Consider the following 24,014-nt stretch of genomic DNA (forward strand, 5'->3'; position numbering starts at 1 on the left):
TGATCACGCCTTTCCGGGCTCGTCGCCGAGGGCCACCGGCACGCCGACCAGCGAGCCGTACTCGGTCCAGGATCCGTCGTAGTTCTTCACGTTCTGGTGGCCGAGCAGTTCCTGGAGCACGAACCAGGTGTGCGAGGAACGCTCACCGATCCGGCAGTAGGCGATGGTCTCCAGGCTGTCGTCCAGCCCGGCGTCGCCGTAGATCTTGCGCAGCTCGTCGTCGGACTTGAAGGTGCCGTCCTCGTTGGCCGCCTTGGACCACGGGACGCTGATCGCGGTGGGCACGTGCCCGGCCCGCTGCGCCTGCTCCTGCGGCAGGTGGGCGGGGGCGAGCAGCCGACCGGCGTACTCGTCGGGGCTGCGCACGTCGACCAGGTTCTTGGTGCCGATCGCGGCGACGATCTCGTCCCGGAAGGCACGGATGGAGTTGTCCGGCTCCTGCGCGACGTACTGGGTCTTCGGGCGCTCCACCTTGTCGGTGACCAGCGGGCGGGCGTCCAGCTCCCACTTCTTGCGGCCGCCGTCGAGCAGCTTGACGTCGCCGTGGCCGTAGAGCTTGAAGTACCAGTACGCGTACGCGGCGAACCAGTTGTTGTTGCCGCCGTACAGGATGACGGTGTCGTCGTTGCTGATGCCCCGCTCGGACAGCAGCGCCTCGAACTGGGTCTTGTTGACGAAGTCCCGGCGGACCGGGTCCTGGAGGTCGGTCTTCCAGTCGAGCTTGATGGCACCGGCGATGTGGCCGGTGTCGTAGGCCGAGGTGTCCTCGTCGACCTCGACGAAGACGACGCCCGGGGCGTCGAGGTTCTTCTCGGCCCATTCGGCCGAGACGAGTGCGGTGTCGCGACTCATCGGATCACTCCCTGGTGAGGATGGCGGTTGAGTCGACGCGCGGGGAAAGTGTCGGTCGCACCACGCGCGGACCCTGTTCGGACGGGATCACGGGTTCGATGCGACGGCGCCGCTGCCGGGCGAAAGAGGAACCGGGGGTACGTGCACCGTGCCGGTGGCCGCTGGGCAGCCGAAGAGCAGCTCCGTCGTCAGATGACGGAACGACACAGGCAGGTGGCCACGCGGCACAGGTCGACCGCGCGCCGTTTGGTGAGGAGCGTCCCCATGAGCAGGGAGCCTACCAGCGTTCCCACGTCCCGCCAGGGGCCCGACCAGCATCCGGGACGCCGGCGCAGGTCATCCGGTACGTGGTTCGCGCCACACCGGACCGCAGGGGCGGACCGGACCGCGGTGACCGGGCGACCCGGGCCGGCTCAGCTCACCGAGTTGATCGGTACGTCCCGGGCGTCGGCGCTCACCTGGAGCCCGTCCGGCCGCGGGGTCACCCCGCGCACGGTCAGCTGGAACGGCAGCTCGGGCAGCGGCACGTCGATCGAGATGCTGCGGGCGTAGTTGTTCAGCAGGACCTGGGCCATCGGCACGTTGGGCAGCCCCTCGGCGTCCAGCTCGCTGAACCGCAGCGCGACCTTGCCCTGCTCGCTGACGGCGATCTCGGCGGCGCCGGTGACGGTCAGCTGCTGCCCGAGGATGTCCACCGGCGCGGTGACGCTCAGTTTGCCGTCCCGTTCGCCGAGCTTGAGGCCGGGCCGGTCGAGGTAGCCCGCCAGGCTGTCGTAGCTGATCGTGCCGCTGCCGTCGACCCGGGCCGCGACCACGTCGCCCTGGCCGGAGCGGATGGTGTCCAGCGAGGCGGTGACGTCCCGGGCGGTCACGTCGAGCACGGGCAGGTCGACCGAGTTGCCCTCGACGGTGCCCTTGACGTCACGCAACCCGATGGTGATCCGCTCGTACCGGCCGGCGGCGACCTGGGTGAGGAAGGGGAAACCGCCGACCTCGACCTCCGGCTGGGCCGCGCTGGCCTGCTGCCGGGTCAGTTCCTGGCTGATCTGGTCGGCGATGGCGCGTTCGGCCACCCCGGTGGCGATCCGGTCGGCCAGCACGACCAGCCCGACCAGGACCAGCAGCAGGACGAGCAGGCCGACGAGGACCTTGCGCCCACGCCGCCGGGGCCGTTCGTCGTACGCCGCCTCGGTCACGCCGCCTCCACTCTCATGTTCCGGTACCGCGTCGCGGTGCACCGGTGGTACCCGAAGGTTCCCCGCGTCAACCGCGAGGGTCAGAGGAACAGTACGCACACCACGTACGCGGTCGGCGCGGCCAGGGCGATACCGCCGAGCGGCCCCTGCATGTGCCGGGCGATCCACAGCGTCGGCGGTTCGCCGGCCATCAACCGGCCCGCCTCGGCGTACCCGACGGCGAGATCGGCCAGCACGGCGGTGGCCGCGGTGACCAGACCGATCAGCGCGCCGCTGGTGGGGGTGAACCCGACCAGGAAACTGCCGAGCACACTCCCGGCCAGGGTGCCGAGCATCGCGCCGAGCACCACGCCGGCCGCGCCCCGGGGCACCTGCGGGGCGAGCCGTGGCCAGGGCAGCAGGGCGTCGGTGATCCGGGCCACGGCGAGCGCCAGCGCGGTGGCGGTCAGCGCGATCGTGATGGTCTGGGTGCCGGCCGGGATGCGGCCGAGCGGGATCAGGGTGGCGAACGCGGTCACCCCGGCGACGATGACGCCGGTGGTGCCGAGCGAGTCGGTGAGCCGCCGTCGGTCCGCCGGCCGGACCAGTTGGGCGAGCAGGGCGACGACGAAGGCGGCCACCGCCACGTACAGCAGCGGGCTCAGGCCGGGCTCGGCGGCCCGGACGGCCACGGTGTCGACCGCCACCGCGGTGAGCGCGGCGACCCCGGCGACGGCCAGCAGTGCCGGCGGGCGGGTCGCCATCGTCCAGGCGAGGACGAACAGGAGCTGGACACCGAAGATGACGACCGCGAACGGCAGCCGGTGCCCCGGGCCGGTGGTCTGCGCACCGAGCACCAGGCCGACCCCGAGCAGGGCGGCGAAGCCGGCGACGGTCAGCGAGAGCCGCTGGTTGATCTCGACCGGCTCGATCTCCTCCTCTTCCTCCTCGTCGTCGAACTCGTCGTCCTCTTCCGGGGAGTACACGCTGGGTCCGCCGCCACCCGAGCGGCGTGGGCGCCGCTTGCGCGGACCGACGGGGTCGTCGAAGCCCGGCCCGGAGCGCGGCGGCGGGAAGCCGGCCGGTTCGGTCTCGTCGGACCACGGGTCACGACCAGCCTGGGGGGACGCGGAGGCAAACACCACCCGATGGTGCCAGACCGGGGCACCGTCAGGGTGATCGCCGTTTCCACGAGGTTAAAAGGTGCGCCGCGATCGTGGGCAAGCCAGACAAACAGGAAAGAGCAGCGAGGTGACCGGGAAAGCATCGGTTAGGCTCAAGCTCTGACCCGCCCGCCAGCGACGCCGGGACCACGAGTTCTCAGCGCCGCACCCCGTCCTGGGTGCCGCTGGTCGCGCGCGGCTGACCGCCGCCGGGACGGAGGTGATCGTGTGGAGATCCTACTGCTGGTGACCGCGCGTGCAGGCGAACCATCCGCCGTACTACCGGCGCTCGACCTACTGCCCCACTCGGTTCGTACCGCGCCGCGTGACGTCCGCACCCTGGTCGCCGGCCCCAGCCCCGACGCGGTCATGGTGGACGCCCGGTCCGAGCTGAGCGAGGCCCGCGCGACCTGCCGGATGCTGCACGCCACCGGTCTGGGGGTGCCGCTGGTCGCGGTGGTCACCGAGGCCGGGTTGATCGCGCTCAACGCCGACTGGGGGGTCGACGACGTCATCCTCGCCAGCGCCGGTCCGGCCGAGGTGGAGGCCCGGCTGCGGCTGGTGGTCGGCCGGCTCAGCAACGCCACCGCCGGCACCGGCGGCTCGATCCGGGCCGGCGAGCTGACCATCGACCCGGACACGTACGCGGCCAAGCTCAAGGGCCGCCCGCTCGACCTCACGTACAAGGAGTTCGAGCTGTTGAAGTTCCTCGCCCAGCACCCGGGTCGGGTGTTCACCCGGGACCAGCTCCTGCGCGAGGTCTGGGGCTACGACTACTTCGGTGGCACCCGGACGGTCGACGTGCACGTCCGGCGGCTGCGCGCCAAGCTCGGCTCGGAGTACGAGTCGATGATCGGCACCGTCCGCCAGGTGGGGTACAAGTTCGTCGTACCGCCGTCGCGCTCGCTGCCGGACGCGGAGCACGCGCCGCTGCCGGTCTGAAACTTATTCCCTCTTTCGGAGGGAACTTCCGTTACGCCCTTTCTGCTCGGCCGGTCGGTCCTAGCGTGACTGACAGGAGCGCCGGAAGAAGGGGCGAGCGGCCGTGCCTGCGACGACGAGACGAGCAACCGGCCAGTACGGTGCCCGGACCCACCGGCCCGGACCCGGCCTGCCGGCCCGGCTGTTCGGGGCGAACCTCCCGGGCCGGCGGCCCGGGACGGTCGTGCCGGCCGTGGTCGGCGCGCCACCACCCGGGCGGAGCGCCTGATGCGTACCGCGTCACCGCCCCGGGCCCTGGTGATCGTCGTGGTGGTGCTGGCCGCGCTGCTCGGCTCGGCGTACGCGCTCGGGCGCAGCCTGGTGGACGGCGTCCCGGAGGCCGCACCGAGCGGTGGACCCCTGACCGCCGAGCAGCCGACCGCGCCCAGCACCGGGCCGAGTGCCAGCCCGGACCCGTACCAGCAGTGGCCGGCCGAGGACGGACCCTACGGTGCCCGGAGCACCACCGGCGACGCCCGGGTCGCCCTCACCTTCGACGACGGACCCGACCCGTACTACACGCCGCAGGCCCTGGCGGCACTGCGCGCGTACGGGGTGACGGCCACCTTCTGCCTGGTCGGCGAGAACGCGCAGGCGCATCCCGACCTGGTCCGGGCGATCGTGGCCGACGGGCACACCCTGTGCAACCACTCGTGGAACCACGACGTGCTGCTCGGCGGCCGGTCCCGGCAGACCATCCAGACGGACCTGCTGCGCACCAACCAGGCGATCCGGGCCGCCGTACCGGACGCGCGCATCGCGTACTTCCGGCAGCCGGGCGGCGCGTGGACGTACCCGGTGGTGTCGGTGTCCCACGAACTCGGCATGATGCCGCTGCACTGGACGGTCGACCCGAGCGACTGGCGGGCCCCGGGCGCGGCCACCATCGCCGCGCGGGTCACCGCCGGCACCGGACCGGGCTCGATCGTGCTGATGCACGACTCGGGCGGTAACCGGCAGGGCACCGTCGACGCCCTGTACCGCATCCTGCCGGACCTCGCCAGCCGCTTCCACGTCACCGCGCTCCCGCCGGAACTGTGACCGGTCTCCCCCGCAGCGGTGGCCGGTCTCCGGCCGGAACTGTGACCGGGACGGCCACCGGCGTACGGACGACGAGGGCACCCGAACCGCTACCGTGACAGGGTGGAGAGCCTCGGGGTGACGGGTGGGCGGGTGATCCGGAGCGACCGGATGGATCCGGCGGAGGTGGCCGACGTGTCGGCGTTGGCGCGTACCGCCGGGGACACCGACGGGGCGGATCCGTTCGACGAGTCCGTGCTGCTGCGGTTACGCGATCCGCAGGCCGCCACCGTGCACCTGACCGCCCGTACAGCGGCCGGGGAACTCGTCGGGTACGCGCACCTCGACGTGACGACGCCCGCCGAGGGGATCGGCCTCGACCTGGTCGTACACCCGGCCCACCGGCGGCGCGGACTGGGCCGGTCCCTGGCCGTGGCCGCACTCACCGAAGCCGACCGGGCCGGGACGACGCTCACCGGGCCGGACCGGGACGGGGCGGTGCCGGTCGGGCCGGCGGGGACCGACGCCGACCGGGACGGGGCGGTGGTCCGGTCCTGGGCGCACGGTGACCACCCGGCCGCCGCCGCACTCGCCGTGGATCTCGGTCTCACCCGGGCCCGGGTGCTGTGGCAACTGCGTCGCCCGCTCACCGAGCCGACCGCCGCACCGCCCCTGCCCGACGGGGTGACCCTGCGGGCCTTCCGGCCGGGCAGCGACGACGACGCCTGGCTGGCGCTCAACGCGCGGGCCTTCGCCGACCATCCCGAGCAGGGCCGCTGGACTGTCGCCGACCTGCGGGCCCGGCTGGCCGAGCCGTGGTTCGACCCGGCCGGCTTCCTGCTCGCCGTGCAGGAGTCGACCGGACGTCTGCTCGGCTTCCACTGGACCAAGGTCCACGATCGGCCGGGTACACACCCCGTCGGCGAGGTCTACGTGCTCGGGGTGGACCCGACGGCGCACGGCGGTGGGCTGGGCCGGGCGCTGACCGCCGCCGGGCTCACGTACCTGCGGCGACAGCGCGGGCTGGACCGGGTGATGCTCTACGTCGACGAGTCGAACACCGCCGCCGTCGCGCTCTACCGCCGGGCCGGCTTCGCGCACTGGTGCGCGCACGTCAACTACCAGCGCGGCTGAGACCAGCGCGCCCGCAGCCCGTGACCCGGCTCTGCTGCCCGACCCGCCCGGTGGCTCAGCCCGGTCCGGCGCGGGCCTGACGCCACTGGTGCGCCTGCTCCGCCGTCAGCCAGTAGAACGTCCCGGCCCGGTCGTCCAGGCTGCCGGTGACGTACCGGTTGATCGGCAGCCCGAGGTCGCGGAAGTCCGGGTGCGACCGGAGCATCCGGGTCACCCCGGCCAGCGCGCCGCCCAGCCGGTGCCGGGACACGTCCACCGCCGCGCAGATCGCCTCCGCGGAGAGCCACTGGCCGGGCTGCTCGGCGAGCAGGTCCAGCACCTTGAGCACCGTCTGATGACTCTTCGACCGTCCGGTGGCGAACCGCCGCAACTCCGGCACCGTCCACCGGGCGGCCAGCTCCGGTGACGCGGTACGGGTGGCGGTCCGGGCCGGGGGACGCAGCGCGCCGCCCTGCCGGTCCAGCTCCGCGAGGAGCGCCGCGACGTGCCGCACGTACGCCACCGGGACGGCGATGTGCACGAGGTCCGAGCCGACGTCGTCGGTGACCACATCACCTTCCTTTCCGGGTACTGGCGTCGACGACGCCGGTCAGCCGAAGCGGCCGGTGATGTAGTCCTCGGTCCGCCGGTCGCCCGGGTTGGTGAAGATCTTGGAGGTCTGGTCGAACTCCACCAGCCGGCCGTGCCGGACCTGGTTCTCGTCCACCTCGGCGGTGAAGAACGCGGTGTAGTGGCTGACCCGGGCCGCCTGCTGCATGTTGTGGGTGACGATGACGATGGTGTACGACTTCGACAGCTCGTACATCAGGTCCTCGATCTTGCTGGTGGCGATCGGGTCCAGCGCCGAGCAGGGCTCGTCCATCAGGATCACGTCCGGCTTGACGGCGATGGTCCGGGCGATGCAGAGCCGCTGCTGCTGGCCGCCGGAGAGGGCCAGGCCGCTCTTGCGGAGCTTGTCCTTCACCTCGTCCCAGAGCGCCGCGCCGGTCAGCGCCTCCTCGACCTGGTCGTCGAGCTTGCCCTTGATCCCGTTGATCCGCAGCCCGTACGCGACGTTGTCGTAGATGGACTTGGGGAACGGGTTGGGCTTCTGGAAGACCATGCCGATCCGGCGGCGGACCTGGATCGGGTCGACGCCCTTGGCGTAGATGTCCTGCCCGTGGTAGGTCACCGAGCCGGTGACCCGGGCCCCGGGGATCAGGTCGTTCATCCGGTTCAGCGAACGCAGGATGGTCGACTTGCCGCAGCCGGACGGGCCGATCATCGCGGTGATCTGGTTCTGCCGGATCGGGATGCTGGTGCCCCGGACGGCCTCGTAGCTGCCGTAGTGGACGCTGACGTCACGCAGGTCCATCACGGTGGTGTCACCGCTGGTGTCGGGGGTGGGGGCGGTCCAGCCCTCGCCGGGCGCGCTGATGGCGACGGAGGGGCGGGTGCTCACGGTGTCGTGCTGGGCCATGGTTCAGCGCTCCTTCAGGGCGAAGCGGTTGGCGATGATACGGGCGACGACCGTGAACAGGACGACGATCACGATCAGGGTGAGGGCCGCCCCCCAGGCCCGGTCCTGGGCACCGACGAAGGGCTGGCTGGCGTTCCGGAAGATCTGCGCGGGCAGGGCGGTGTTGGTGCCCTCGAAGAGGTTCGGATTGCTGGCGAAGGTGATGCCGGTGACGATGATGATCGGCGCGGTCTCGCCGGCCGCCCGGGCCACCGCCAGCAGCGAACCGCTGGTGATGCCGGAGATCGCGGCGGGCAGCACGACGGTGAGGATGGTCCGCCACTTCCGCGCGCCCAGCGCCAGGCTGGCCTGGCGCAGCTCGTCCGGGACGAGCCGCAGCATCTCCTCGCTGCTGCGGATCACCACCGGCAGCATCAGGCAGGCCAACGCGAGCGAGCCGGCGAACCCGGACTGCTCACCGACCAGCAGCACCCAGCCGATGTAGACGAACAGGCCCATCACGATCGACGGGACGCCGGTCATCACGTCCGCCATGATCCGGATGATCCGGGCCAGCGGCTTCTGCTTGCCGTACTCGTTGAGGTAGATCGCGCCGAAGACACCGAGCGGGATCGCCATCAGCGACGCCATGCCGGTGATGATCAGGGTGCCGACAATCGCCGGCCCCATGCCCGGCCCCTCCCGGCGGTACGAGTTGGGGATGTCGGCGTTGAGGAAGTCGAGGCTCATCACCCCGCCGCCCCGGCTGACCACCGTCCAGGTGACCAGGCCGAGCGGGATCACCGCGAGGAGTACGGCCAGGTAGATGCCGCCGGTCGCCAGGTGGTTGACGATCCGGCGGCGGGTGGACAGGCTGCGTCCGGTCAGGTCCGGCCGCACCGGGGTACGGGTGCTGGACTCGGCGGTGACGGTCATGCCACGCCTCCCCTCATGCGCGCCTCGGCCCGGCGGACGATCGCCTGGGCGGTGAGGTTGATCGCGACGGTCATCGCGAAGAGGACGACACCGAGCCCGATCAGGGCGGCGGTGAAGGTGCCGGTGGACTCGCCGAACTGCTGCACGATCACGGCGGCCATGGTGTTGCCCGGCTCGAACAGGTTCGCCGAGATGTTGGTGGCCCCGCCGATGACCAGCGCGACCGCGATGGTCTCGCCCATCGCCCGACCGAGGCCGAGCATGACCGCGCCGACAATGCCGCCGAAGCTGTGCGGGAAGACCGCGCCCCGGATCATCTCCCAGCGGGTCGCGCCGAGCGCCAGGGCGGCGTCCTTGTCGGCCTGCGGGACGGTGCCGAACACCTCCCGGCAGATCGAGGTGATGATCGGGGTGACCATGATCGCCAGGATCAGGCCGGCGGTCATGAAGTTCCGGCCGCTGGCCGCCTCGCCGAACAGGCTGCCGAGCACCGGCACACCGCCGAGGACGTCGTGCAGCCACTGGTAGAACGGCACCAGCGCGGGCGCCAACACCAGGATGCCCCACAGACCGAAGACCACCGACGGTACGGCGGCCAGCAGGTCGATGACGGTGATGGCGGTACCGCGCAGCCGCCGATGCGCCAGCTCGGTGATGAACAGCGCGATGCCGATCGACACCGGGACCGCGATGAGCAGCGCGATCAGCGAGGAGACCGCGGTGCCGTACATGAAGGACAGCGCGCCGAAGACCGCGTCGCCCTGGGCCGGGTTCGGGTCCCAGGTGCGTTCCGTGACATAGCGGAAGCCCATCTCGGCGAACGCGGGCCAGGCTTCCTTGACCGTCGTCACCAGGATGAGCGCGAGGATGGCCAGCACGAGCAGGCCGGTGCCGAGCGTCCACCAGGAGAAGGCGCGATCGGCGAGCAGGCCGCCCCGCTGCGGGGTGAGGGTCGGCCGGGTGTCGGGTTTGTTCTCTGTGATGGTCACCTTTACTCCAGTGGCTCGGCTACCCCGGCGGGGACGGGCCCGGTCTCCCGGTCCCGTCCCCGTACGGACGCTGCCTGCGCTGTCTCGGCGCGGACGCCGCCTGTGCGATCCCGGCTAGGATCAGCCCGGTGTGATCCCGGCTCGGATCAGCCCTGGATCTTGTCGAGCTGGGCGAGCGCCTTGTCCTTCAGCGAGGTGGGCAGCGGCGCGAAGTCCACGTCCTTCGCCAGTTCCTGGCCGTCGGTCAGGATGTACTTCACGAAGCCCTTGACCAGTTCGGCCTTCTTCGGGTCGTCGTACTTCGTCTTGACCAGGATGTAGGTCGGGGCGGTGATCGGGTACGCGGCGGCGCCGGCGGCGTCGAGCGGGTTGTAGCTCAGGTCCTCCTTGATCTCCGCGCCCTCCAGGCCGGCGGTGACGCCCTCCAGGGACGGGGCGACGAACTGGCCGTCCTTGTTCTTGATGGCGGCGAAGGTGAGCTGGGTGGCCTTGGCGTCGCTCAGGTCGACGTAGCCGATGGCACCGTTGGACTGCTTGATGATCTGGGCGACACCAGTGTTCTTCTCGCCGCCCTGGGTGCTGGACGGCCAGTTCACGGTGTCACCGCTGCCGAGCTTCCAGGTGCCCTTGGCGGCGGCGTCGAGGTACTTGGTGAAGTTGTTGGTGGTGCCCGAGCCGTCCGAGCGGTGGGCCACCACGATCGCGGTGTTCGGCAGGGTCACGCCCGGGTTGTCGGCGGCGATCGCCGGGTCGTTCCAGGTCTTGATGTCGGTCTGGAAGATCTTCGCCAGCGTCTCCGGGCTGAGCTGGAGCTTGTCCACGCCCTGGAGGTTGTAGCTGACGGTGATCGGGGCGGCGACGGTCGGCACGTACAGGAAGGAGCCGGCGGCCACCCCGTCACTGTCCTTGACCAGGCTGTCGCTGCCGGCGAAGTCCACCAGGCCCTGGCCGAACTGCTTCTTGCCGGTACCCGAGCCGGTCGCGTTGTAGTTGACCGTGACGTCCGGAGCGACGTCCTTGAAGGAGGTGATGACCTCCTGGTAGTAGGCGTCCGGGAAGCTGGCACCCGAGGCCTTCAGTTCACCGGAAAGGCTCGCGTACTCGGAACCGGCGCTGCTGCCGCCGGTACCTGGGGTGTCGCTGTCGTTGTCGCTGGAGCCACAGCCGGTAAGAGCGAGCGCGGCGAGCGCGACGCCGGCAAGGACGCGCCGCGAGAGCACGTTGCGGTTCACCTCAGAATTGCCCTTCTCTTGGGGGTGTGCCGGGCCTTTCACGGCCTGACCGCTGCCGACGCTAGGGGCGTCAGGTAGCCGGATCCCCGGAGCTTGGTGAACCGAAGGTGAACAGGTCCCCAGGAAAGCGTTGCCGCCAGCTGAGGTCGACCTGTCCACCTCGTGAACAGATTGACACCTGCCAGTGGGGGCGGTTCAGATGACGCCGCGGGTCAGGTCCCCGCCCACCAGGTACGCGACCCGGCGGGCCACGTTCACGGCGTGGTCGGCGAACCGCTCGTAGTACCGGCCCAGCATCGCCACGTCGATCGCCGCCTGCACCCCGTACGGCCAGGCGTCGGTGAGAATCCCGAACAGGCGCTGGTACTGCACGTCGAGTTCGTCGTCGTCCAGGCCGAGCTGGAGCGCGTCGATCCGGTCCCGGGTGGCCAGGCACAGGGCCGACTTGTCGGCGATCCGTACCGTCGTCTCCGCCATCGCCCCGATCAACGGCCGGACCGGCGGCGGCACCACCTGCGCCGGATGCCGGGCCACCACGAGTTTGGCGATGTGGCCGGCGAGCACGTCCATCCGGTGCAGCTCGGTGTTCATCCGCAGCCCGGCCAGCACCAGCCGCAGGTCGGAGGCGACCGGCTGCTGCCGGACCAGCGTCAACGGCACCAGCTCGTCGATCTGCCGGTGGGTGGCCGCCCGGTCCTTCACCTCGGCCAGCACCGCCCGCGCGCCGACCGGATCGACGTCGAGCAGGGCGACACTCACCCGCCGGATGGTGCCCGCCGCGTCCCGGCTCACCGTCGCCAACAGGCCGGACAGCCGGTCGAGCTGTTCCAGGTGGTTAACGTTCTGCATCGTCCCCTGCCCGCTCGCCGGTCGATCCCCAGCCGGTGCCCGCGACCCGTACCCGTGCCGGTCGCAGCCGCGTCGTTCGTCCCCACCACCATCTCCCGCGGCCGACCCAAATGCCAGCCCGACGTGCGGCGACGGCCCGACGGGCTGCGGTGACAATGTCGGTCATGCCGAGGACCGCCGCCGCGCCGCGTGACTTCACCGACAGTCGTTACCGCCACCTGTACGCCCCGGACGGGGAGGGGATCTACGGCGTCGGCAACGTCGACGAGTGCGACCACCTCACCGCCGACGGAGCGGGGCGGATCGCCTGGAACCGTCGTCCCGACCCGGACGAACTGCCCCGGATGCGCAGCGTGCACCTCTGCCCCACCCCCGCCCAGCTCCGCCGGCCGGCCCTGCCCCGCTGGCTGGCCGCCGTGCCGGAGCTGCAGACCCTGGCGGTGCCGGTACCTTTGCTGCCCCTGCTCGGGCCGGCTACCGTGCCGACCGACCTCGCCACGCTGGTCGTCAGCCATTACTCCGAGCATCCGGAGCCGGACTCCCCAGCCGACCTGGCGGACGCCCTGCCGGGTCTGCGCGCCCTGCTCGTCGTCTCGTCCGTGCCCCGCCCGGGACCGGCGGACCTGATCGGGCCACTGCCCCGGCTGCGCTTCCTCGCCACCCCGGTGCACCGGCAACGCCGGATGCTCGACCGGGTGGCCGAACTGGACACACTGGACCATCTGGAATTGTCCCACCTGGGCGACCTGGACGTCTTCGACCACCTGCGCGCCCCGCTACGCGCATTGGAACTCGCCGGCACCGGCCGCGCCTTCCCGATCGACCGGCTCCGCGAACTGTCCACCGTGACGGCGTTGCGGCTGAACAGTATCGGCGCGGAACTGGACTGCGCGATCTTCCGGGACCTGCCCGAACTGACCGACCTGACCGTGCTGAACTCCCGCCGGGTCCGCAACGTCGAGGCCCTGGTTGACTGCCCGAAGCTGGCCCACGTCACCTTCGTCGACTGCCGCGACCCGTTCGGTGCGCCAGCCCGCGCGCTCCTCACCGAACGCGGCTTCGCCACCCTCGACATCGACTACGCCTAGTTGATCGTGGTGGCGGTGAAGCGGTCGACAGCGATCACCAGAAGCTGGACGAGGTGACGGTGCTTCTCCATGGTTCCGGCATCCCGGCCCATCGGGCCACCCGAGACTGAACGCCTTCCGTTCCAGGACAACCAAAGGCAGAATGATCGCGTGGCCGAGACCAGTGGCAACAAGCTACGCAAATGGCTTCTGCTTTCGTTGCAGGACTTGGGCGGCAAGGGCCCGCGGGCTGAGGTACACCAGCGGATCGAAGTCCTGTTCGGGGAAGAGTTCACTCCTGAGGATCTCCTTCCGAGAGTCGGACGGCCAGCGAAAGAACCGGCTTGGAGGAACAACGTCGACTCGCTCTACGACAGGCTCAAGAAGACTGGCGTACTGCTTTCTACTCAACGGCGAGGCGACCCATGGGAGCTGTCGCCATCCGGCCAGGCGGAGGCGGTCGCGTTGGGCCGGTCCCTGCCACACGTCGGCCAGCGGCCTGTGGTGAACGTGCCCGTCGGTTCTGCCGGCGAGTTCCACCCGAAGAGCTCCGAGCCGTATGTGGCGCAGATCCGGGCGCGCACGGTGTTGAAGTCAAGGGACCATGAGTCACTGCTAGCTGTGTACGGCACCCTGATGATCGGCAAAGGCTGGCGGGCTGTCACCAGCGTCCACCCCCGAGACTTGGAGCTCACCCTCGATCATCGCGTTTGGCTGGCCGAGGTGAAGATGGTGTACGGCGGCGACGTATCCGGAGCTGCCAGAGCCGCGCTGGGCCAGCTGATCGAGTATCGCCACTTCTTCTATGACCCCCAAGACCCACCGGGCATGCTCGGCATCTTCTCCGAACCCCTCGGTGACGCCCATGTTGGAATGCTCAGCTCCGTCGGCGTCGCTTGTGTATGGCGATCCGATACCGGATGGGACGGTAGTCGACAGGCGAAGGCAGCCGGGCTCATTCCCGCATAGACCGAGAACCAACAATCCTGTTTCCATGCCGCTACCGCAATCGACATCCTCGAAACCTGCACGTGGCGCATCCCGGTAAGCAGATGCCGTGCGGTCCACCAGAGGTCAGGTAAGGACTCCGGTGCTCGATCAGTCGAGGGTGAAGTACGGGGTGTCGGTGTCCAGGGCGGCGAGGCGGGGGGTGATCGGGGTGGCGGCGTCCCGGTCGGCCGCGATCCGGGCCACGTCGGCCAGGTCGCCGGCCGCCGCGACCTGCTCCAGGGTCAGCAGCGTCGGCGGGAGCATGGTCAGCTCGCCGGCCGCCGCGCGGCGTAGCGCGTCCGCCGGGCGTACCCACAGGGTGTGGTCGGCCTCGCCGGAGACGTCCCGGGTCCGCTGGCCCTCGGGCAGCAGGGCCACGAAGAAGTACGTGTCGAAGCGGCGCGGCTCGAACTCCGGGGTGACCCAGCGGCTCCACGGCAGCAGCAGGTCGGACCGTAGGGTCAGCCCTCGGCCGGTCAGGAACTCGGCGAAGTGGGTACGCCGCTGCTCCAGGTCGACCCGGGCAGCCTCCCAGTCGTCGCCGCTGACGTCCCCGACCACGGTGGTCGGGCTCGCCCCGGCGTACTCGCTGGTGGTGGCGCTGCTGCCGCTGGCGCGATCCGGGGCGGTGCCGGTCTCCGGGCCGGGCTGATCCCGGTCGGTGGTCGGGCCGGCGAGCAGGACGCCGGCTTCCTCGAACACCTCGCGGGCGGCGGCGCAGACCACCGCTCGGGCGGCTTCCGGCGGGACGCCCAGTCGTCGGCCCCACTCCTCGGGTTCCGGGCCGGCCCAGCCGGGGTGCGCCTGCGCGTCGGACGGGTCCACCCCGCCGCCGGGGAAGGCGTACATCCCACCGAAGGTCATCGCGGCGACCCGGCGGATCATGTACACCTCGAAGCCGGCGTCGGCCGGGCGGAGCAGCAGCACGGTGGCGGCGACCCTCGGTACCGCCGGGACGCCGCCCTCGGCCCGGAACCGGCGGGCGTGCTCGACCAGCGCGGCCGGGGCGGGGAAGCTGCCGCTGTCGATCGTCATACCGGCGAGCGTATCCGCCGAGCCGCTGCCCCGTTGATCGACTCCAGTTACGGCAAACGGGGCTGTCCCGTGCCGACGAGAGCCCCGTTTGCCGCAAACGAAGTCGATCAACGCCCGCGCGACAGCCGATCAACGCCCGCGCGACGTCCGATCAACTCCCGCGCGACGGCCGAGCGACGGCCGAGCGACGGGCCGGGAGAGTGTTCCCGGGGGCTGGGCCGGGTGACGTGCGTGGACGTGAGCTGCGCTAGCGTCCCGTCGCATGACACGTTGGGGCATCCTGGCCACCGGTAACATCGCCGCCCGCTTCGCTGAGGACCTCCGGCTGACGCCGGACGCCGAGCTGGTCGCGGTCGGCTCGCGTACCGTCGAGTCCGCCGAGTTGTTCGCCGCCAAGCACGGCGCGCAGCGGGCGTACGGCTCGTGGGCGGAGCTGGCCGCCGACCCCGACCTGGACGTGGTGTACGTCGCCACCCCGCACTCGGCTCACCACGAGGCCACCCTGACCTGCCTGAACGCCGGGCGGTCGGTGCTGGTGGAGAAGCCGTTCACGCTGGACCTGGCGAGCAGTACCGAGCTGGTCGACACCGCCCGCGCCCGTGGGGTCTTCCTGATGGAGGCCATGTGGATGCGCTGCAACCCGATCGTCCGGCGGGTGCTGGAGCTGATCGGTGACGGCGCGATCGGCACGGTGACCAGTGTGCGGGCCGACTTCGGGGTGGGCGGGCCGTTCCCGCCGGAGAGCCGGATGCGGGCCCGTGCCCTCGGTGGTGGTGCTTTGCTCGACCTGGGTGTCTACCCGATCAGCCTGGCCCATCTGGTGCTCGGCGTGCCGGACCACGTACAGGCGTGGGCGAAGATCAGCCCGGAGGGCGTGGACGAGAACACCGGCATCGTCCTCGGCTACGACTCGGGGGCGGTCGCCACGCTGAGCTGCGGCATCGTCGGTGCCACCCCGGTCACCGCCGAGATCACCGGCAGCACCGGCCGGATCGACCTGCCCGGCCCGTTCTTCCGGCCCGGTTCGGTGACCCTGCACCGGGACGGCGTCGAGCCGGAGGTGATCCCCACCGAGCTGGTCGGCAACGGCTACCAGTACGAGGCGGCCGAGGTGCAGCGCTGCCTGGCCGAGGGGCTGTTGGAGAGCCCGCTCGTTCCGCACGCGGCCACGCTGGAGATCATGGCCCTGCTGGACGACATCCGGGGCCGGATCGGGGTCAGCTACCTCTGACGGCAGGCACGACGTCGGCGACATCGCGGTGTCGAGCAGGTCGGGACACCGCGATATCGCCGAACTCGGGTGGATCAGCGACCAACCGGCCGGAGCGGGCCGGGATCGGCCGGCGAATCCCGCCGGCTCAGTTCCAGGGCATGCTGGGGAACCAGCCGTAGCCGAACATGGCCGGCAGTCGGACGTCCCAGTAGACGACGGTGAAGACGCCGAGGGCGACCAGCAGCGAGCCGGTGACGACGGCGGTCCGGGCCGGGCTGCTGGTCAGCCAGCGCAGGAAGCCGCCCCGGGTGCCGACCACCAGCAGGGCGAAGATCACGGTGACGACGAGGACGTTGCCGAGCGACTGAAGGATGAACGCCCCCGCGCCGTACAGCGGGTTGCCCTCGTCCACCGCCCAGTGGAACAGCTTGTTGAACAGCGGGTACGGGCGGCCGATCAGGAAGCCGCCGATCAGCGCGCCGAGGGTCACCACCCGGGCCACCGGGCGGTTGGCGAAGACGTCCCGCACCACGCCGAGCGCGGCCAGGCCGAGCCAGATCAGCGCGAGGCCGATGACCCCGAAGACCACCGAGGACTGGATGAGCCGTACCGGCAGGTCGCCGACCCGGTCGGTGGAGAGCTGCGGCAGGCGCTCGCCGAGCAGGACGCCGACGAAGCCGTACGCACCGGAGACGGCCACCATGCCCAGGGTGAGCCAGCCGACCGGCCGGAGCAGGGACCGGAGCGAGCCGTGGCCCGCCTCGCGGGAACCGGCCTGGCTCATCGGGCCGATCGAGGCGGCCATGGCGATGTTGCAGGCGGTGAAGGTGCCGGCGAGCCCGGAGACGAAGGCGAAGATCAGGCCCGCTCCGGTGCCGGCGAGGGCGGTCTCCTTGGCGTCGTGGCCGAGCAGCGCGTTCGCCACGTTGTCGCCGATCACCGAGTCGACGAAGTGGTACGACCAGATCACGGCCAGCAGGATCCCGGCCAGGGCGCTGAAGGCGATGATCCGGCCGACCCGGGGTGGCCGTTCGGTACTGGGTGCAACGGTGACCGCTTCGACCCGGGGCAATGTACTCATCTTCGGCACCCACCTGTCCGTCGACGGGAGGGGTCGGGGGCGGCGGTGGCCCCGACCTGGACAGGCTCAGTGTGCCGAGCGCGACAGAGATCGAAGTTCTTCGAGATTGCTCGATTTCTCCGAGCGTGCGGCCGACACCCGGGAAGGGGCCCGGCGGGGCCCCTTCCCGGAGCGGGTCAGCCGAACAGGGGGCGGAACAGGAAGTACATCAGCGCGCCGATGGTGCCGGCGGCCGGGAAGGTGAGGATCCACGCGCCGACGATGTTGCCGGCCACCCCCCACCGGACGGCGGAGAGCCGCTTGGTGGAGCCGACGCCCATGATGGCGGAGGTGATGGTGTGCGTGGTGGAGATCGGCGCGCCGAGAACCAGGGCGTTGAAGTAGAGCACGCCGCTGGCGACGGTCTCGGCGGCGAAGCCCTCCGGCGGCTTCAGGTCGATGATCTTCCGACCGAGGGTACGGATGATCCGCCAGCCACCGGCGTACGTGCCGGCGGCCAGCACCGCCGCCGAGGTCCAGAACGCCCACTCCGGGATGAAGCCCGGGTCGTCCTGGTAGCCGCCGACGTAGAGGGCGAGCACCACGATGCCGATGGTCTTGGCGGCGTCCTGCATGCCGTGGCCGACCGACATGGCGGCGGCCGACGCGGTCTGCGCCCAGCGGAAGCCCCGGTTGAGCTTGCCCGGGTGCCCCTTCCGGAAGATCCACTGCACGGCGATCATCACGATGTAGCCGAGGACGAAACCGACCATCGGGGAGAGCACCATCGGGATGACGACGTCCTCGCCGATGCCGCTCCACAGCACCGTGCCGGAGGCGGCCACCGTCGCGCCGACCAGGCCACCGATCAGCGCGTGCGACGAGGACGACGGCAGCCCGAAGTACCAGGTGATCAGGTTCCAGGTGATCGCGCCGATCACCCCGGCGAAGACGATGCCGAGGCTGGCCGTACCGGTGGGGAGTTTCACCAGGCCGCTACCGACGGTCTTGGCGACCTCGGCGCCGAAGTGCGCGCCGATGAAGTTGCCCACCGCGGCCATGGCCAGGGCGACCCGGGGTGTCAGCGCCCGGGTGGAGATGCTGGTCGCGATCGCGTTGGCGGCGTCGTGGAAGCCGTTGGTGTAGTCGAACACCAGGGCCACCCCGATCACCGCCAGCACGGCGATGAGTTCGGGACTCAGATCCACGGGGCTCAGGACTCCTTGACCGCGATGGTCTCGACGGTGTTCGCCACGTGCTCGAAGGCGTCACAGGCGGCCTCCAGTTCGTCGGCGACCTCCTTCATCTTCAGCACGGTCAGTGCGTCGTACTCGCCGGAGAAGAGCCGGACCAGCAGCATCCGGTACGCCTGGTCGCCGTCGTTCTCGAGCCGGTTGCACTCGATCCAGTAGTCCTCGAGGTCCTTCATCGACTTCAGTCGGGGCATCGCCTCGGCGGTCAGCTTCGCCTGGGCGTCCAGCACGTTGACCAGCTCGTGCATCTCCCGGGGCAGCGACGGCAGCTTGGTCAGGCCGTACAGGTAGAGCAGGTTGCCGACCGCCTCCAGGTGGTCCATCACGTCGTCCAGCAGCGACCCGAGGCGGTAGATGTCCTCCCGGTCGAAGGGGGTGATGAAGGTGGAGTTGATCTTCTTGTACAGGTCGTGGGTGATCTGGTCGCTGTCGTGTTCCACCTCGGTCAACCGCTCGCTGACCGACTGGACGTCGACGCCCGGCAGCGCCAGCTCGTTGAGCAGCTCCGTACCCTTCACCAGATTCTGCGCGGCCCTGGTGAAGAGCTCGTAGAAGGCACCCTCGGTGGGGCGGAAGGAAAACTTCACAGCACGGACCTCGTCGTGTCGTTGGAAGGGTGGCGGTCGCCCGGAGGGGCACTGCCCTGCGCATGTTAGGGACGGTTCAGGGAGCCGAAAATGCCGGCCCTCCCCTGGTCAGTCGACATTCACGCGTCGTTCACCCGCCGTTCACCTTGATCCGCCCATCCGGTGAGCAGTCGCCGCCGCTCCCGCTCGAGATCGACCGTCGCCGGCGGGTACCCCAGGTCGAAGGTGGCGAACGTCTCGCGCAGCAGGTGCGCCACCGCCCAGTCCCGGTACCACTTCCGGTCCGCCGGCACCACGTACCAGGGCGCGGCCTCCGTGCCGCACCGGCCCAGCGCCTCCGCGTACGCCGCCTGGTAGTCGTCCCAGCGGGCGCGGGCCGCCACGTCCGCCGGGTCGTACTTCCAGTGCTTGCGCGGATCGGTCAGCCGCTCCAGCAGCCGGTCCCGCTGCTCGTCCTTGGAAATGTGCAACATCACCTTGACCAGGGTCACCCCCTGGTCGGCCAGCTCCCGCTCGAAGACGTTGATCTCGTCGTACCGGGTGCGCAGCGTCTCCTCGGGCACCAGCGACTCGACCCGGGCGATCAGCACGTCCTCGTAGTGCGAGCGGTTGAAGATGCCCACCTGGCCGGCGGCCGGTACCGCCCGGCGGATCCGCCACAGGAAGTGGTGCGCCAACTCCTCGTCGGTCGGCGGCCCGAACGCGGTGATCCGCAGGCCCAGCGGGTTCATCGCGCCGGCCACCCGCTTCACCGTGCCGTCCTTGCCGCCGCAGTCCATCGCCTGGAGCACCAGCAGCACCCGCCGACCGTCGGACGGGTCGACCTTCGCCGACGCGTGCAGCATCTCCTGCTGGCGGGCCAGCTCCGCGCCGACCGCCCGGACCTGGTCCCGGGCCCAGGACTTACGGTCCGCACCGGTCACCGTCAGGTCGGGCAGGCCGGGGGTCCCGCGGGGGTCGATCCCGGCCAGGTCGACCCGGGCCGCGCCCGCCGGCGACACCCGCAGCCGCCGCCGGAGACCGCCGCCGACCGGAGGGACGATGTCGGATCTGTCGGGTGCGTTCATGATGCGATCATCGCCCAACCCGCCGACGCACGCCCGCCGAGCGCACCCACCCGTCCGGTACGGCGGGAAGGCGGACACCCGCTCGATCCCGGTCCGGTCGACAGTCGCCGGGAAAGGTGTGCGCTGGTCGTCAACCGCTGTGCGTCCATCGGCAAGGACATTCGTCCGGCCCCTTGACAGCATCGATTCCGGACGCAGCAGATCCGCTGCTGGAGAGATGAACTCTCGACCAGTCCCCGTCTCCCAGGAGGAAAGCGTGCAGAAACTGAAGCGAGGGGCCCTCGCGGTGGTCGCCGCCGTCGGGTTCGGTGTCGCATCGGGTACGGCACCGGCCAGCGCCGCGCCGGCCACCGTCGACACGGCCGCCCCCGGGATCTCGTCAGCCGCCGCGACGACCAGCACGGCGAACCCCGGCGTCACCCCCCTGGCCTGGTACAAGACCACGGCCCTGGGGGGACCGATCAGGACCTGCTACTCGTCGTCCTGCGACATCGTCGTCTACACCTACGACGGCGAACCGATCCACTGGAGCCATTACGCCTACAACTCGGCGGGAAACCGCTGGTACTACGTGAAGGACTCCTTCGGATACACCGGGTGGACCTACTGCGGGAACGTCACGGCACCCTGTTAGCCGGTGCACCCTGGCCGGTGTGTTGACCGGCCTGGTCACCCCGGACGCGGCTCGGGGGCGGTGGTGGCGGGCCGGTCCGACCCGACCGACGGGTCACCCGTCCGACGGGCGACCGCCGGGGGTCGTCGACCGGCCCCGTCCCTAGACTGAGGGGGTGTCGGATCTGGTGGCGGAGTTCGAGGCGGAACGGGCGCACCTGACGGCGGTGGCGCACCGGATGCTCGGCAGCCGGGCCGAAGCCGAGGACGCGGTCCAGGAGACCTGGCTGCGCTGGTCCCGGACGATGGCGGACCCGGCCACCCGGGGCGAGATCCGCGAACCACGCGGCTGGCTCACCACGGTCTGCGCCCGGATCTGCCTGGACCTGCTCCGCTCCGCCCGGGTACGCCGGGAAACCTACCCGGGGCAGTGGCTGCCCGAGCCGGTCGTCACCCCGCTGCCCGACGGGTACGCCCCCGACCCGGCCGACCGGGCCGCCCGCGCCGACCAGCTCGGCACCGCGCTGCTGGTGGTGCTGGAACGACTCAGCCCCGAGCAGCGGGTCGCGCTGGTCCTGCACGACGTCTTCGCCGTGCCGTTCGAGCAGGTCGCGGAGACGCTCGGCACCACCCCGGCCGCCGCCCGGCAACTCGCCAGCCGGGCCCGGCGCGCGGTGCACGCCGACGGCGTACCGCGACACAGCGCGGGCCGGGCCGAACAGCGCCGGGTGGTCGAGGCGTTCCTCGCCGCGAGCGAGTCCGGCGACCTGGCCGCGCTGCTCCGGGTGCTCGCCCCCGACGTGATGGTGATCGGCGACGGCGGCGGGCACTTCCCGGCGGCCCGGCGGCCCATCGTCGGCGCGGACGCGGTGGCCCGCTTCCTGTTCGGCGTCTACGGCCCCGACGGCCGCTACGCCGGTCAGGTGCGGTTCCGTCCGGTGCTGGTCGACGGCACCCACGGCCTGTACGCCGAGGCCCCCTACCGGGACGGCCAGACGGTCCGCCTGGTGATCTCGTTCGCCGTGCACGAGGGACGGATCACCGGCGTGTTCAACCAGCTCAACCCGGAAAAGCTGACCGGACTGCCGCCACTGTGAGGGCCGGCTGCCACCGCTGTGCCGGCCGGCATCCTGTGGCGGCGAGAGCCTGCGGCCGGGCCCTCGCTGTGACGGCCGGGCCGCCAACCCGGTGACGGCCGGCCAGCCGCCGACCGGACCGGAAGCCGGCGGGGTCAGACCACCAGGGCGAGCCACTTGCGGTACGAGGTGGCGAACGGCTCGGTGCCGTCGCCGAGGGCCCCGAGCAGCCACCGTGCGGCGGCTTCCGCCTCGGCCACCAGGTCGTCCGGGTAACCGAACCGGACCCGGTGCTCGGCGAACTCGTCCTCGTCGCGCAACTCGACCAGGCCGGTGGCGCGGCGGCGTACCACGTCCAGGTCCAGGTCGACGAGGTGGACGGTGTCGTCCCCCTCCCAGCGGGCCGGGCTGGCGATGTCGCAGTACACCTCGCTGGTCCGGGGTTCCGGATTGAACATCCCCGTCCACCAGGCCCGGTGCGGCACCAGCAGGACGAACGGAATCTGCTCCACACTGGGCCGACCGTGGTAGATGGACTCGGTGCCGGCGGTCACCCCGAGCCAGACACCGAGGTCGTCCTCGGCCAACCGGCGGGCCGGGTAGTCGCGGTGGGCGCTGCCGTCGTACTTGCGGTAGATCACACGGACCATGTCGCTCGGCATGCCTCGCAGCCTATCCGGTACCCCCCAGGTGGCGCGCCAGGGCGCGAACCGATCGGTACTGACCGATTCCGGACGGTGACCTCCGACACGGGCCGATCGGCGCGGAGGGTGTCGGCGGGGACGGGTACCTTCGCACGGTGACCCTGCCGCGTGCCGTCCCCAAGTCCGCCACCTCCCGGTCCCGGCGTCGGGGTGCCCGGCCGAGCGGGTCGGAGCTGCTCGCCGCAGCGGTCGGGGCGGTGCCCGGTGGCGCGGCCCGCCCCGGTCAGCAGGAGATGGTCACCGCGATCGAGGAGTGCGTCGCCAGCCGGGAGCACCTGCTGGTGCAGGCCGGCACCGGCACCGGCAAGTCGCTGGGCTACCTGGCCCCGGCGCTGACCGTGGACGGCCCGGTGGTGGTCTCCACCGCCACCCTGGCCCTCCAGGCCCAGCTGGTCGAACGCGACCTGCCCCGCCTCGCCGACGCGGTCGAGCCGCTGCTCGGCCGCCGGCCCACCTTCGCCGTGCTCAAGGGCCGGCACCACTACCTCTGCCTGGCCCGGTTGGACGGCTCCACCGAGGACGAACCGACCGACACCCTCTTCGACGCCCCGGCCGCCGGTGGCGGGGGTGGGGGTGGGGGCGGACGGTGGCTCGGTGAGGCGGGTCGGCTCGGCAAGCAGGTGCAGCGGCTGCGGGACTGGGCCATGGAGACCGACACCGGGGACCGCGACGAGCTGGACCCGGGCGTGGACGACCAGGCCTGGCGGCTGGTGTCGATGCCGGCCCGGGAGTGCGTCGGGGCGTCCCGCTGCGGGTTCGGCGCGGAGTGTTTCGCCGAGGCGTCCCGGGCGCGGGCCCGGGAGGCCGACATCGTGGTCACCAACCACAGCCTGCTCGCGGTGGACATGCTCGCCGGCCGGCAGATCGTGCCGCCGCACAAGCTGCTGATCGTGGACGAGGCGCACGAGCTGGCCGACCGGGTCTCCTCGGCCGCCCAGGCGGAGCTGGTGCCGGAGCTGATCGACCGGTCCGCCCGGCGGGCCCGCCCGCTGCTGAAGCCGGAGGCCGCCGAGGCGCTCTCCGAGGCCGGCGACGCGCTCGCCATGGCGCTCGGCGAGGCTCCGGCCGGGCGGCTCACCAACGGGCTGCCGGAGCTGCTGCGCCAGGCGTGCACGCTGCTCGACTCGGCCACCCGGGCCGCGCTCGACGCGATCGGCGACGTGAAGGCCGACGACCCGGACCCGGTGCGGAAACAGCAGGCCAAGGCGGTGCTGGACGAACTCTCCAACACCGCGCAGCGGCTGCTGGAGGAGGCCGACCACGACGTGGCCTGGGTGGAGAAGCACGACAACGGCCGGCGGGCCCTGGTGGTCGCGCCGCTCTCCGTCGCCGGCACGCTCGCCACCCACCTGTACGAGGACCGCACCGTGGTCGCCACCTCGGCCACCCTGACCCTGGGCGGACGGTTCGACACGGTGGCCCGTGCCCTGGGTCTGGAGGCCCCGTCGGCCACGTCGCCGTCCCCGGCGGCCGCCGCGCTGGCGACCGCCACCCGGGGAACGGGCCGCACCACGACACCTGGCTCGGCGGCGGGGGGCCCGGCGGCCCCGGCCGGGCGGGCGGGGGCTCCGGCGGCGGCGG

Annotated in this window: 24 protein-coding genes and 1 pseudogene; 9 read left to right on the top strand and 16 right to left on the bottom strand. The window is 71.4% G+C overall.

Going from position 1 to position 24,014, the window contains the following annotated elements; genetic code table 11:
- Window positions 1–3: 3 nt before the first annotated feature.
- The 4 genes from PVK37_RS03630 to PVK37_RS03640 all read right to left on the bottom strand — a co-directional run bounded on the left by PVK37_RS03630 (window position 4) and on the right by PVK37_RS03640 (window position 3,169).
- On the bottom strand, window positions 4–852 hold the full coding sequence (locus PVK37_RS03630) for a sulfurtransferase (protein WP_275032273.1): 849 nt from the start codon (window positions 850–852) through the stop codon (window positions 4–6).
- A gap of 188 nt (window positions 853–1,040) precedes the next feature.
- Window positions 1,041–1,118 (bottom strand): Ms5788A family Cys-rich leader peptide, encoded by a 78-nt coding sequence (locus tag PVK37_RS31660; RefSeq protein WP_331214547.1) that lies wholly within the window; start codon window positions 1,116–1,118, stop codon window positions 1,041–1,043.
- Between the two features lie 147 nt (window positions 1,119–1,265).
- Window positions 1,266–2,048 (bottom strand): LmeA family phospholipid-binding protein, encoded by a 783-nt coding sequence (locus PVK37_RS03635; protein WP_275032274.1) that lies wholly within the window; start codon window positions 2,046–2,048, stop codon window positions 1,266–1,268.
- A gap of 80 nt (window positions 2,049–2,128) precedes the next feature.
- Window positions 2,129–3,169: a hypothetical protein gene (locus PVK37_RS03640; RefSeq protein WP_275032275.1), complete on the bottom strand. Its 1,041-nt coding sequence runs from the start codon at window positions 3,167–3,169 to the stop codon at window positions 2,129–2,131.
- Between the two features lie 249 nt (window positions 3,170–3,418).
- On the opposite strand from PVK37_RS03640, the gene PVK37_RS03645 reads away from it, so the two are divergent.
- From PVK37_RS03645 to mshD, 3 genes are all read left to right on the top strand, one after another.
- Entirely contained in the window at window positions 3,419–4,132 is a 714-nt protein-coding gene (locus PVK37_RS03645; RefSeq protein ID WP_275032276.1) for a winged helix-turn-helix transcriptional regulator, read from the top strand.
- Window positions 4,133–4,399: 267 nt separating this feature from the next.
- Window positions 4,400–5,212, top strand: a complete 813-nt coding sequence (locus PVK37_RS03650) for a polysaccharide deacetylase family protein (RefSeq protein ID WP_275032277.1) — start codon at window positions 4,400–4,402, stop codon at window positions 5,210–5,212.
- A 102-nt stretch (window positions 5,213–5,314) separates the two neighbouring features.
- Entirely contained in the window at window positions 5,315–6,325 is a 1,011-nt protein-coding gene (gene mshD / locus PVK37_RS03655) for a mycothiol synthase (RefSeq protein WP_423790997.1), read from the top strand.
- A 55-nt stretch (window positions 6,326–6,380) separates the two neighbouring features.
- Here mshD and PVK37_RS03660 read toward each other — a convergent pair whose 3' ends face one another.
- From PVK37_RS03660 to PVK37_RS03685, 6 genes are all read right to left on the bottom strand, one after another.
- Window positions 6,381–6,875, bottom strand: coding sequence for a hypothetical protein (locus tag PVK37_RS03660; protein ID WP_275032278.1), 495 nt, complete (start codon window positions 6,873–6,875; stop codon window positions 6,381–6,383).
- A 39-nt stretch (window positions 6,876–6,914) separates the two neighbouring features.
- Window positions 6,915–7,784 (bottom strand): phosphate ABC transporter ATP-binding protein PstB, encoded by an 870-nt coding sequence (gene pstB, locus PVK37_RS03665; RefSeq protein WP_275032279.1) that lies wholly within the window; start codon window positions 7,782–7,784, stop codon window positions 6,915–6,917.
- Window positions 7,785–7,787: 3 nt separating this feature from the next.
- Window positions 7,788–8,699 carry a phosphate ABC transporter permease PstA gene (gene pstA / locus PVK37_RS03670; RefSeq protein ID WP_275032280.1) on the bottom strand — a complete coding sequence of 304 codons (912 nt, stop codon included), beginning with the start codon at window positions 8,697–8,699 and terminating at the stop codon, window positions 7,788–7,790.
- Window positions 8,696–9,688, bottom strand: coding sequence for a phosphate ABC transporter permease subunit PstC (gene pstC / locus PVK37_RS03675; RefSeq protein WP_275032281.1), 993 nt, complete (start codon window positions 9,686–9,688; stop codon window positions 8,696–8,698). The genes pstA and pstC overlap by 4 nt, the downstream gene beginning before the upstream one ends.
- A gap of 146 nt (window positions 9,689–9,834) precedes the next feature.
- A complete protein-coding gene (pstS, locus tag PVK37_RS03680; protein ID WP_275032282.1) occupies window positions 9,835–10,908 on the bottom strand; it encodes a phosphate ABC transporter substrate-binding protein PstS in 1,074 nt (357 codons plus the stop codon).
- Between the two features lie 207 nt (window positions 10,909–11,115).
- Entirely contained in the window at window positions 11,116–11,769 is a 654-nt protein-coding gene (locus tag PVK37_RS03685; protein ID WP_275032283.1) for a phosphate signaling complex PhoU family protein, read from the bottom strand.
- 164 nt (window positions 11,770–11,933) lie between these two features.
- On the opposite strand from PVK37_RS03685, the gene PVK37_RS03690 reads away from it, so the two are divergent.
- Together PVK37_RS03690 and PVK37_RS03695 are read left to right on the top strand one after the other, a co-directional pair.
- Window positions 11,934–12,857 (top strand): hypothetical protein, encoded by a 924-nt coding sequence (locus tag PVK37_RS03690; protein WP_275032284.1) that lies wholly within the window; start codon window positions 11,934–11,936, stop codon window positions 12,855–12,857.
- Window positions 12,858–13,007: 150 nt separating this feature from the next.
- The gene (locus PVK37_RS03695) at window positions 13,008–13,805 is read left to right on the top strand and encodes a hypothetical protein (RefSeq protein ID WP_275032285.1); all 798 of its coding nucleotides are present in this window, start codon (window positions 13,008–13,010) and stop codon (window positions 13,803–13,805) included.
- A 129-nt stretch (window positions 13,806–13,934) separates the two neighbouring features.
- Here PVK37_RS03695 and PVK37_RS03700 read toward each other — a convergent pair whose 3' ends face one another.
- On the bottom strand, window positions 13,935–14,861 hold the full coding sequence (locus tag PVK37_RS03700; RefSeq protein WP_275032286.1) for an NUDIX hydrolase: 927 nt from the start codon (window positions 14,859–14,861) through the stop codon (window positions 13,935–13,937).
- 262 nt (window positions 14,862–15,123) lie between these two features.
- On the opposite strand from PVK37_RS03700, the gene PVK37_RS03705 reads away from it, so the two are divergent.
- Window positions 15,124–16,092, top strand: a complete 969-nt coding sequence (locus PVK37_RS03705; protein WP_275032287.1) for a Gfo/Idh/MocA family protein — start codon at window positions 15,124–15,126, stop codon at window positions 16,090–16,092.
- A gap of 127 nt (window positions 16,093–16,219) precedes the next feature.
- Here PVK37_RS03705 and PVK37_RS03710 read toward each other — a convergent pair whose 3' ends face one another.
- The 4 genes from PVK37_RS03710 to PVK37_RS03725 all read right to left on the bottom strand — a co-directional run bounded on the left by PVK37_RS03710 (window position 16,220) and on the right by PVK37_RS03725 (window position 20,041).
- Complete coding sequence (locus PVK37_RS03710; RefSeq protein WP_275032288.1) at window positions 16,220–17,155, bottom strand: hypothetical protein; 936 nt, start codon at window positions 17,153–17,155, stop codon at window positions 16,220–16,222.
- A gap of 176 nt (window positions 17,156–17,331) precedes the next feature.
- Window positions 17,332–18,336, bottom strand: coding sequence for an inorganic phosphate transporter (locus PVK37_RS03715; protein ID WP_275034939.1), 1,005 nt, complete (start codon window positions 18,334–18,336; stop codon window positions 17,332–17,334).
- Between the two features lie 11 nt (window positions 18,337–18,347).
- The gene (locus tag PVK37_RS03720; protein WP_275032289.1) at window positions 18,348–18,974 is read right to left on the bottom strand and encodes a DUF47 domain-containing protein; all 627 of its coding nucleotides are present in this window, start codon (window positions 18,972–18,974) and stop codon (window positions 18,348–18,350) included.
- A gap of 119 nt (window positions 18,975–19,093) precedes the next feature.
- Entirely contained in the window at window positions 19,094–20,041 is a 948-nt protein-coding gene (locus tag PVK37_RS03725; protein ID WP_275032290.1) for a PPK2 family polyphosphate kinase, read from the bottom strand.
- A gap of 256 nt (window positions 20,042–20,297) precedes the next feature.
- Here PVK37_RS03725 and PVK37_RS03730 point away from each other — a divergent pair, with 256 nt between their 5' ends.
- Together PVK37_RS03730 and sigJ are read left to right on the top strand one after the other, a co-directional pair.
- Window positions 20,298–20,675, top strand: a complete 378-nt coding sequence (locus PVK37_RS03730) for a hypothetical protein (protein WP_275032291.1) — start codon at window positions 20,298–20,300, stop codon at window positions 20,673–20,675.
- Window positions 20,676–20,829: 154 nt separating this feature from the next.
- Window positions 20,830–21,750 (top strand): RNA polymerase sigma factor SigJ, encoded by a 921-nt coding sequence (sigJ, locus tag PVK37_RS03735; RefSeq protein WP_275032292.1) that lies wholly within the window; start codon window positions 20,830–20,832, stop codon window positions 21,748–21,750.
- A 134-nt stretch (window positions 21,751–21,884) separates the two neighbouring features.
- Here the strand turns inward: sigJ and PVK37_RS03740 are convergent, their stop codons facing one another.
- Window positions 21,885–22,391: a DUF402 domain-containing protein gene (locus PVK37_RS03740; protein ID WP_275032293.1), complete on the bottom strand. Its 507-nt coding sequence runs from the start codon at window positions 22,389–22,391 to the stop codon at window positions 21,885–21,887.
- Window positions 22,392–22,528: 137 nt separating this feature from the next.
- Here PVK37_RS03740 and PVK37_RS31795 point away from each other — a divergent pair.
- Window positions 22,529–23,887, top strand: a pseudogene (locus PVK37_RS31795) (ATP-dependent DNA helicase); the annotation flags it as partial.
- Window positions 23,888–24,014: the final 127 nt, after the last annotated feature.

This window comes from Micromonospora cathayae, from assembly GCF_028993575.1.
Classification (GTDB): domain Bacteria; phylum Actinomycetota; class Actinomycetes; order Mycobacteriales; family Micromonosporaceae; genus Micromonospora; species Micromonospora cathayae.